The sequence below is a fragment of the Xanthobacter sp. BG11Y11_SDJG genome (assembly GCF_057364445.1).
Window position 1 is genome coordinate 1 of record NZ_JBNFNU010000176.1, and the last position, 8,357, is coordinate 8,357.

Consider the following 8,357-nt stretch of genomic DNA (forward strand, 5'->3'; position numbering starts at 1 on the left):
CTGCGGCGCAGGGCATCCAGTGAGTCGTCGACCTGCCGCCGGCGCTTGCGGGCGGGCTTCAGGGGCTTGCCGGCCTGCTTGGCCTTCACCAGCTCGGCCAAAGCGGCCTCGTAGCGGTCCTCGAACGCTGCCGGATCGAAGCTGCCGCGCTTGGTGTCGATGATGTGCCGGGCGAGGTCGAGCATCTCCCCCTTGGCCTTCACCTGGGGCACGTCGGCGAAGGCCTCGCGGGCGGAGCGCACCTCGTAGTCGAAGTTCAGAAGGGTGGCGACCAGCCCCTCGTCCTGCGGCCGCACCAGGATCACGCGGAAGCGGCGGAACAGCACCGCATGGGCGAGCGCCGCCGCCTTGGCCTTGCGCAGTCCCTCCCTGAGCGCCACGAACGCGGTCTCGGCGCCCGCATCGGCTGGGGCGAGATAATAGGAGCGGTCGAGATAGATCTCGTCCACGCGGTCGCAGGGCAGGAAGCCGGTGACGTCCAGCGTCTTGTCGCTCTCGGGAACGGCGGCGGCTACCTCCTCGGGCTCCAGCGTCACGGTGCGGCCGTCGGCGGTCTCGTAGCCCTTCACCTGGTCTTCCGCCGGGACCGGCTTGCCGGTGACGGAATCCACGAACTCCCGCTTCACGCGGTGGCCGGTGGCGCGGTTGAGCGTGTGGAAGGCGATGCGCTCGGAGGTGGAGACGGCGGTGAACAGCGCCACCGGGCAGGTGAAAGCGCCGATCCTGAGGACGCCCTTCCATTGCGCACGCGGTGCCATATTGCCCCTCCCCGGCCCCTGATGGGTCCGCCCTCTCCGGGGCGGAGAACGCGGCAGGCCCGGCTTTCGTTCCGGCGCCTACCGCAGCCCTGCCTCGGCCAGCGCCGCCTGCTGCCGATCGGCGAGGGCGGCCGGGTCGAAATCGCCGATGGCCTCCTCGAACAGGCGATGGAAGTTCAGCTCCGCCTTGAGGTGCAGGAACACCGCGCCGAGGCCGATGGCGGCGCGGTCCATGAACACGAACTCGCGCGGCACCGTCACCGGACCCAGCGCCTTGAGCGCGGTATGGACCTGGAACGCCTCGCGGCGCCCGTACTGTCCCGGCGCCACCCCATCGGCGATGGTGCGCACCCGGTCGTCCATCAGCGGGCCGTAGATGAAGCCGGCCCAGATGTTGAGCACGTCGATGACCTCCCGCTTCAGGCCCTTGAAGCCCCAGGTCTCGTAGGCGCCGACGATGCGCGCCTCGTCGCCCGCCATGAGGCCGCGATAAAGCTCCACCACCCCCGCCACGAAGCGCGGCGGGAAGATGCGGATGCAGCCATAGTCGAGGAGATTGATCCCGGCGGGACGGTTCTCGTCCCGGAACACCGTGTAGTTCCCGAGATGGGGATCGCCGTGGATCACGCCGAACCGGCTGAACGGCACCCACCAGGCCGCGAACATGGCCTGCGCGAGACGGTTGCGGATCTCCAGCGGCTCGTCCACGAAGGTCAGGATCCGCTCGCCCTCCAGCCATTGCAGCGTCAGGAGCCGGCCGGTGGACAGGTCGGTGCGCACGCGCGGGACCCGCACCCGCCTCTCGCCGTCGAGCATGGCGGCATAGAGCGCGGCGTGCTTCGCTTCGCGGCGATAGTCCAGCTCCTCGCGCACGCGCTCGCCGATCTCGACCGCGATCTCGCGGGTGTCGATCACCGCGCTCAGGCGGCGATGCAGCGAGAAAAGGAGGTCGAGCTGGGCGAGGTCCGCCTCCACCGCCGCCTGCATGTCCGGATACTGGAGCTTGCAGGCCACCTCTTCGCCGTCGAGCGTGGTGGCCCGGTGGACCTGGCCGAGCGAGGCGGCGGCGGCCGGCTGGTGGGAGAACTGCGCGAACCGGCTTTCCCAGTCCCGCCCGAGCTCCGCCATCATGCGGCGCTTCACGAACGACCAGCCCATGGGCGGGGCGTCCGCCTGGAGCTTCTGAAGTTCGGCGGCATATTCCGGCGGCAGCAGGTCCGGCACCGTGGCCATGAGCTGCGCCACCTTCATGAGCGGCCCTTTCAGGCCGCCCAGCGCCGCCGCGAGCGCCGCCGCGTTGGCGCCGCTTTCCCCGCCGATCAGGCGGCTCGACGCCATGCGGGCGGCGACGCCCCCCATGCCGGCGCCCACCCGCGCATAGCGCAGGGCGCGGGCGGAGAAGCGGTTCCTCTCCTCGTCGCTCATCGTCCGGGGATTCCTTTTCGCCTGTCTCCCGTCAGGTGGGGTCGCGGCGGGCGGAAGTCCAGGTGACGCAGAGCAGCACCCGCCGCGCGGGCGGCGTCGGCCTGTCGCAGGAGCGGGCCGGCGGCAGGGCTGCCGCTCAGCGCGGCTCGACGCCGTCGCGGATGGCGCGCAGGCGCGGATAGAGGTCGGGGAAGCTGTCGAGCGGCGTCACGCCCACCATGCGCATGTGGCCCGTCGTGCCGAAGCGCATCCACTGGATCACCTTCACCGGCGTCCCGGTCCGGGCGTCCACGCCCTTCGCCATCACCTCGTAGCCGGTGTGGTTGGCGATGCGCAGCGGCTCGGCCCGCTCGACCTGGAGGTCCTTCAGGCCCGGCAGGCCGGCGAGCGCGCGCACCGCGAAGCGGCCGCGGTCGTCGTCGCGCGGCGTCCCCCCGGCGACGGAGACGACGAAATAGGGCTGCTCGGCGCCGTCCACCACGTTGTTCGGCCCGTCGGTGAGGATCACGGTGGAGCCGCCCAGCGTGCGCACAACGCGGAAGCCGGCGAGGTCGTTGAGCGTGTAGGGCAGCGCCTCCACCTGATCGCGCGCCGAGCGGAAGGCGAGCGTCGACAGCGCCGCGCGGACCTTGGCGTCCGGATAGGCGGCCTCCTGGCCCTCCGGCACCTGGACCGTCACGAGGGCGGTCAGCATGTCGTTGCCCGCGAGCAGCACCCACTTGCGCAGCGACACCGCACCGGCGGCCTGGGTGCCGGTGACGAGGATGCCCTTGGCGCCGGTCACCGGAAAGCTCTCGCGGCGCTGGACCTTGATGCCCTTCTCGGCGAGCGCTGCGTCGGTGAAGCTCGCCTCAAGCTGCGGAAACGCCTCGGCCGGCATGTCCACCAGCAGAACGGCGGCGCCTTTCTCGCGGTCCTCGAAGCCGGCGAAGGTGCGCCCCTCGCTCATGCCGTCCGGCGGCACGAGGCCGATGATGGAGCCGCGCGGGAACTCCACCTCGGCGGCGAAAGCGCCGGACAAGGCGGCGGAGACGGCGACGAGCACGGCGGCGAAAGCAAGGCGCATCAGGCGGGCTCCGAAAGGGTCCGGACGTTCGGCTTCTGTGGTCCAAAGGGGGCCGAAGCGTGACGAATCAAGCGGAAACCGTCACCCGGCGCAAGGTGAGGTTGATCCGGCCGCCGCCGTCGATCAGGCTGGAGGAGCCGGCGATCACCCGGTCCACGCCGTGAAAGGCGAGCCGGCTCGCCCCGCCGAGCCGCAGCAGGTCGCCGGAGGCGAGGCGCACCGAGCGGGTGGGATCGCCGCGCGCGGTGCCGCCGATGCGGAACACGGCGGTATCGCCCAGCGACACGGACAGGACCGGCGCGGTCAGGTCGTCCTCGTCCCGGTCCTGGTGCAGGCTCATGCGCGCATCCGGGGCGTAGAGATTGACGAGGCAGGCCTCCGGCGGCGGGGCGTCCCCCGCATAGGCCGCCCACACGGCGCGGAGGGCTGGCGGCAGGGCCGGCCAAGGCGCGCGTGTGTCCGGATGGAACGGCTGGTAGCGGTATCCGGCCTCGTCCGATACCCAGCCGAGCGGCCCGCAATTGGTCATGCGCACCGAGAACGGCTTGCCGGTGCGGGGCATGCGCGGCGTGAAGAGCGGCGCCTCGGCGATCACGGCGCGGATGTCGGCGAGCAGCGCCTGCTGCGCCGGCCGGTCCAGCGCCTCGCGGAACCAGAGGCAGCCGGGCACGATCTCAAGTCCCTGTGGACCGGCTTCCTGCTCCCGCACCTGCGGCGCCTCCGAAAACGACTGCGAGGGACTTCGTGCAGAACACGTCCGCTCAAGGTGCCACTGCTGCGCAGCCATGGCAAATATTCGGCGGAAATCATTCGTGACGCTTGAGCGTAACTGCTGGGCGGAACTTTTTCTTCGCTCGGCTGTCCTTCTCTTCAGTTTGACAGCCGAGAGGAGTTCGGATCATGAAACACGGCAAGACTTTCGGGCTTTCGCTGTTCCTGCTGGCCGCCGGCACCGGCGGCGCGCTGGCCCAGGCGACGGTCGTCACCCCCGTGCAGCAGCAGTACATCACCGCCTATGTGGCCCAAAACCCCGTTCCGGCCGCCACCTACGGGTCCGAATTCGATCCGTCGAGGGCGCGGTGGTGCCCGAGACCGTGGTGCTGAACCGGTTCGTGGTGCGCCAGGAGCAGAACGGCAACTGGGACGGCGGCCAGGATGCGGTGCGCGCCATGCTCTATTTTGTCACGCCGACCCAGCAGACGGTGTTGGTCGAGCCGGGCACGCGCCGCGTCGTCTACGTGATGCGATAGAGGGCCCCCTCTAACTTTTGACGGAAGAACGCGGTATCCGGTCGGCTTGCCGCTGCAAGCCGGCCGGCGCGTACCCTGGTGCGCGCCCTGAATGGGAGGTCCCTATGGCGCCGCACGGAAAATTCTACTGGAACGAACTGCTGACCGACGACGTGGAGAAGGCAAAGGCCTTCTATGGCGCAACGCTGGGCTGGGCCTTCGATGAAATGCCCATGGAGAGCGGCGGCACCTATGTCATCGCCATGCTCGGCGAGGAGGCGGTGGCCGGCATCATGGACAAGACCGACATCGTGCCGCCCTCCGTGCCGCCGCACTGGTTCAGCTACATCAATGTAGACGACTTGCCGGCGCGTCTCAGGCTGCTGGAGGCGGAAGGCGGGCGCATCCTGAGGCCGCCTTTCGAGGTGCCCGGCGTCGGTGCCTTCGCCATCGTCATGGACTCAACCGGTGCCCCGCTCGGCTGGATGAGCGCCATCGACGCCTGACCCACCCCCTTCACGCCAAAAGCGTGTCGACGCGCTGCCGGTGCACGCCGGCCGCCGCCATGTCGGCCCAGGCCTTGTCCAGCGAGCCGTCGAGGTCGATGGCGCGGCAGCAGTCCTCCACCACATGGGTCGAGAAGCCGTGCCGCGCCGCGTCCACCGCCGACCAGGCGACGCAGAAGTCGGTGGCGAGGCCGGCGAGGTAGACGGTGTCGATCCCCTTGTCCCTCAGGTAGCCGGACAGCCCGGTCGGGGTAATGCGGTCGGCCTCGTAGAAGGTGGAATAGCTGTCGATGTTCCGGTGCACGCCCTTGCGGATGATGAGCTGGGCGTGGGGGATGTCCACATGGGCGGAGAAGCGCGCGCCGGGCGTATCCTCGACACAGTGGTCGGGCCACAGCACCTGCGGGCCGTAGGGCAGCGCGATGGTCTCGAACGGCGCCCGCCCGGCATGGCTGGAGGCGAACGAGGCGTGCCCCGGCGGATGCCAGTCCTGGGTCAGGACGACGTTGCGGAAGGTGGCGGCAGCGCGGTTGCACAGGCCGAGAACCTCATGGCCGCCCGGCACGGCGAGCGCCCCGCCGGGCAGGAAGTCGACCTGCAGGTCCACCACCACGAGGACGGAGCGCGGGTCGGAGCCCGGGGCGGCGCCCCTCGGGTGGCGGTCGGTCATGAACGATCTCCTCGCAGCAATGTGAAAAAGGGCCGAAGCGGCGCAATGGACGCCTTGCGGCGCCAAATGCCCCCCCTATATGCGCCTTCGATCGTCGTTTTCGCGACGAACCCCAATTTCGTAAAGGGGGCCGGCGGATCGCCGCGGGAGGGGCCCGTGGGGATCCCCAGCGGACGCCGAAAGGGTCCGGCCGGTCTGCCGGCAAGGAGAAACATATGGCCAAGATCATCGGCATCGACCTCGGCACCACCAATTCCTGCGTCGCGGTGATGGAGGGGTCCACCCCGAAAGTCATCGAGAACGCCGAGGGCGCGCGCACCACGCCCTCCATCGTCGCCTTCACGGAGGACGGCGAGCGCCTCGTCGGCCAGCCCGCCAAGCGCCAGTCCGTGACCAATCCCGAGCGCACCTTCTTCGCGGTGAAGCGCCTGATCGGCCGCCGCTACGACGACCCGACCGTCGAGAAGGACAAGAAGCTCGTGCCCTACCAGATCGTGCGCGCCGACAATGGCGACGCCTGGGTGGAGGCCGACGGCAAGAAGTATTCCCCCTCGCAGATCTCCGCCTTCATCCTGCAGAAGATGAAGGAGACCGCCGAGGCGTTCCTGGGCGAGAAGGTCGAGAAGGCGGTCATCACCGTCCCGGCCTACTTCAACGACGCCCAGCGCCAGGCCACCAAGGACGCGGGCAGGATCGCCGGCCTTGAGGTGCTGCGCATCATCAACGAGCCCACCGCGGCGGCGCTCGCTTACGGCCTCGAGAAGAAGAATTCCGGCACCATCGCGGTCTACGACCTCGGCGGCGGCACGTTCGACGTGTCGGTGCTGGAGATCGGCGACGGCGTGTTCGAGGTGAAGTCCACCAACGGCGACACGTTCCTCGGCGGCGAGGACTTCGACATGCGCCTGGTGAACTACCTGGCGGACGAGTTCAAGAAGGAGCAGGGCATCGACCTGCGCAACGACAAGCTTGCGCTCCAGCGCCTCAAGGAGGCCGCCGAGAAGGCGAAGATCGAGCTGTCGTCCGCGACCCAGACCGAGATCAACCTGCCCTTCATCACCGCGGATGCCTCCGGTCCGAAGCATCTCACCATGAAGCTCACCCGCGCCAAGTTCGAGGCGCTGGTGGACGACCTGATCCAGAAGACCGTGGAGCCCTGCCGGCTCGCGCTCAAGGATGCCGGCCTCACCGCCGGGCAGATCGACGAGGTGGTCCTCGTCGGCGGCATGACCCGCATGCCGAAGGTGCAGGAAGTGGTGAAGCAGTTCTTCGGCAAGGAGCCCCACAAGGGCGTCAACCCGGACGAGGTGGTCGCCATCGGCGCCGCCATCCAGGCGGGCGTGCTCCAGGGCGACGTGAAGGACGTGCTGCTGCTCGACGTGACCCCGCTGTCGCTCGGCATCGAGACGCTGGGCGGGGTGTTCACCCGCCTCATCGACCGCAATACCACCATCCCCACCAAGAAGAGCCAGGTGTTCTCGACGGCGGAGGACGGCCAGACCGCGGTGACCATCCGCGTGTTCCAGGGCGAGCGCGAGATGGCGGCGGACAACAAGCTGCTGGCCCAGTTCGACCTCATGGGCCTGCCGCCGGCGCCGCGCGGCGTGCCGCAGGTGGAGGTGACGTTCGACATCGACGCCAACGGCATCGTCAACGTCTCCGCCAAGGACAAGGGCACCGGCAAGGAGCAGCAGATCCGCATCCAGGCCTCGGGCGGCCTGAATGACGCCGACATCGAAAAGATGGTGAAGGATGCCGAGGCCCATGCGGCCGAGGACAAGAAGCGCCGCGCGGCGGTGGAGGCGAAGAACCACGCCGAGGCGCTCATCCACTCCACCGAGAAGGCCCTCGCCGAGCACGGCGAGAAGGTCGGCGCGGCGGAGAAGGGCGCCATCGAGGCGGCGGTCGCGGACCTCAAGGGCGTGCTGGAGGGCGGCGACGCCGAGGCCATCACCGCCAAGACCAACGCTCTGGCCCAGGCCTCCCTCAAGCTCGGCGAGGCCATGTATGCGGCCCAGCAGGGCGGCGAGGCGGGCGCCTCCAAGCCGGCGGACGACGTGGTGGACGCCGAGTTCACCGAGGTCGACGACGACAAGAAGAAGTCGGCGTGATCTGATGCGCGGTGCGCCGCTCGCTCCCCTCGCGGGACGAGCGGTGCGCTTCGCGCTTTCGACGGACGCGGCGGGTTCGCCGCGATGGTTGTCTGCGGCGCTGGCCGAGTTCCCACCGTCGCCCTCCGGCTTGACCGGAGGGCCCATTTCAGAGGGCATGTCCCTGACGCATGCCCGGGCGCGGCGGATGGATGCTCCGGTCAAGCCGGAGCATGACGGCCAGAGCTTTAAGGTGCTCCCTTCGCGGAGCCGGCGGCGGGTGAAGACGGAACATGGCCAAGCGCGATTATTATGAGACCCTCGGCTGCGACCGCGGCGCCGACGAGACGGTGCTGAAGACCTCCTACCGCAAGCTCGCCATGAAGTGGCATCCCGACCGCAACCAGGGGGATGCCGAGGCGGAGATCCGCTTCAAGGAGGTCAACGAGGCCTACGAGGTCCTGAAAGACCCGCAGAAGCGCGCCGCCTATGACCGCTTCGGCCATGCCGCGTTCGAGAATGGCGGCGGCGGCGGCCCCGCCGGCTTCGGCGACGTCGCCTCCACCTTCGCCGACATCTTCGACGACCTGTTCGGCGGCGGCATGGGCCGCGG

10 protein-coding genes are annotated in these 8,357 nt (G+C 69.4%); 5 read left to right on the forward strand and 5 right to left on the reverse strand.

Features of this window, described 5'->3' with window-relative positions:
• The 4 genes from ku to AC2W7M_RS14640 form a co-directional block, all read right to left on the reverse strand.
• A partial coding sequence (gene ku / locus AC2W7M_RS14625; RefSeq protein ID WP_486132986.1) for a non-homologous end joining protein Ku occupies positions 1-758 on the reverse strand: 758 nt, incomplete at its 3' end.
• A 78-nt stretch (positions 759-836) separates the two neighbouring features.
• On the reverse strand, positions 837-2,183 hold the full coding sequence (locus AC2W7M_RS14630; protein WP_486132987.1) for an ABC1 kinase family protein: 1,347 nt from the start codon (positions 2,181-2,183) through the stop codon (positions 837-839).
• A gap of 136 nt (positions 2,184-2,319) precedes the next feature.
• Positions 2,320-3,249 carry a hypothetical protein gene (locus AC2W7M_RS14635; RefSeq protein WP_486132988.1) on the reverse strand — a complete coding sequence of 310 codons (930 nt, stop codon included), beginning with the start codon at positions 3,247-3,249 and terminating at the stop codon, positions 2,320-2,322.
• A 67-nt stretch (positions 3,250-3,316) separates the two neighbouring features.
• Positions 3,317-4,036 carry an alpha-ketoglutarate-dependent dioxygenase AlkB family protein gene (locus tag AC2W7M_RS14640; RefSeq protein ID WP_486132989.1) on the reverse strand — a complete coding sequence of 240 codons (720 nt, stop codon included), beginning with the start codon at positions 4,034-4,036 and terminating at the stop codon, positions 3,317-3,319.
• A gap of 113 nt (positions 4,037-4,149) precedes the next feature.
• Between AC2W7M_RS14640 and AC2W7M_RS14645 the strand changes: the two genes are divergently transcribed.
• The 3 genes from AC2W7M_RS14645 to AC2W7M_RS14655 all read left to right on the forward strand — a co-directional run bounded on the left by AC2W7M_RS14645 (position 4,150) and on the right by AC2W7M_RS14655 (position 4,984).
• Positions 4,150-4,353, forward strand: a complete 204-nt coding sequence (locus tag AC2W7M_RS14645; protein ID WP_486132990.1) for a hypothetical protein — start codon at positions 4,150-4,152, stop codon at positions 4,351-4,353.
• Positions 4,347-4,499, forward strand: coding sequence for a hypothetical protein (locus AC2W7M_RS14650; RefSeq protein WP_486132991.1), 153 nt, complete (start codon positions 4,347-4,349; stop codon positions 4,497-4,499). Before AC2W7M_RS14645 ends, AC2W7M_RS14650 begins: the two co-directional genes overlap by 7 nt.
• A 104-nt stretch (positions 4,500-4,603) precedes the next feature.
• Positions 4,604-4,984, forward strand: coding sequence for a VOC family protein (locus AC2W7M_RS14655; protein ID WP_486132992.1), 381 nt, complete (start codon positions 4,604-4,606; stop codon positions 4,982-4,984).
• 10 nt (positions 4,985-4,994) lie between these two features.
• On the opposite strand, the gene pncA is transcribed toward AC2W7M_RS14655, so the two are convergent.
• Entirely contained in the window at positions 4,995-5,654 is a 660-nt protein-coding gene (gene pncA, locus AC2W7M_RS14660; protein WP_486132993.1) for a bifunctional nicotinamidase/pyrazinamidase, read from the reverse strand.
• A gap of 215 nt (positions 5,655-5,869) precedes the next feature.
• Here pncA and dnaK point away from each other — a divergent pair, with 215 nt between their 5' ends.
• Together dnaK and AC2W7M_RS14670 are read left to right on the forward strand one after the other, a co-directional pair.
• Complete coding sequence (dnaK, locus tag AC2W7M_RS14665; protein ID WP_486132994.1) at positions 5,870-7,765, forward strand: molecular chaperone DnaK; 1,896 nt, start codon at positions 5,870-5,872, stop codon at positions 7,763-7,765.
• A gap of 272 nt (positions 7,766-8,037) precedes the next feature.
• The coding region (locus AC2W7M_RS14670; RefSeq protein WP_486132995.1) for a DnaJ domain-containing protein at positions 8,038-8,357 on the forward strand (320 nt) is incomplete at its 3' end.

Bases quoted from the DNA above. Each gene is read 5' to 3' on its own strand.
- AC2W7M_RS14630 (WP_486132987.1), bottom strand. From the start codon at position 2,183: ATGAGCGACGAGGAGAGGAACCGCTTCTCCGCCCGCGCCCTGCGCTAT.
- AC2W7M_RS14635 (WP_486132988.1), bottom strand. From the start codon at position 3,249: ATGCGCCTTGCTTTCGCCGCCGTGCTCGTCGCCGTCTCCGCCGCCTTG.
- AC2W7M_RS14640 (WP_486132989.1), bottom strand. From the start codon at position 4,036: ATGGCTGCGCAGCAGTGGCACCTTGAGCGGACGTGTTCTGCACGAAGT.
- AC2W7M_RS14645 (WP_486132990.1), top strand. From the start codon at position 4,150: ATGAAACACGGCAAGACTTTCGGGCTTTCGCTGTTCCTGCTGGCCGCC.
- AC2W7M_RS14655 (WP_486132992.1), top strand. From the start codon at position 4,604: ATGGCGCCGCACGGAAAATTCTACTGGAACGAACTGCTGACCGACGAC.
- pncA (WP_486132993.1), bottom strand. From the start codon at position 5,654: ATGACCGACCGCCACCCGAGGGGCGCCGCCCCGGGCTCCGACCCGCGC.
- dnaK (WP_486132994.1), top strand. From the start codon at position 5,870: ATGGCCAAGATCATCGGCATCGACCTCGGCACCACCAATTCCTGCGTC.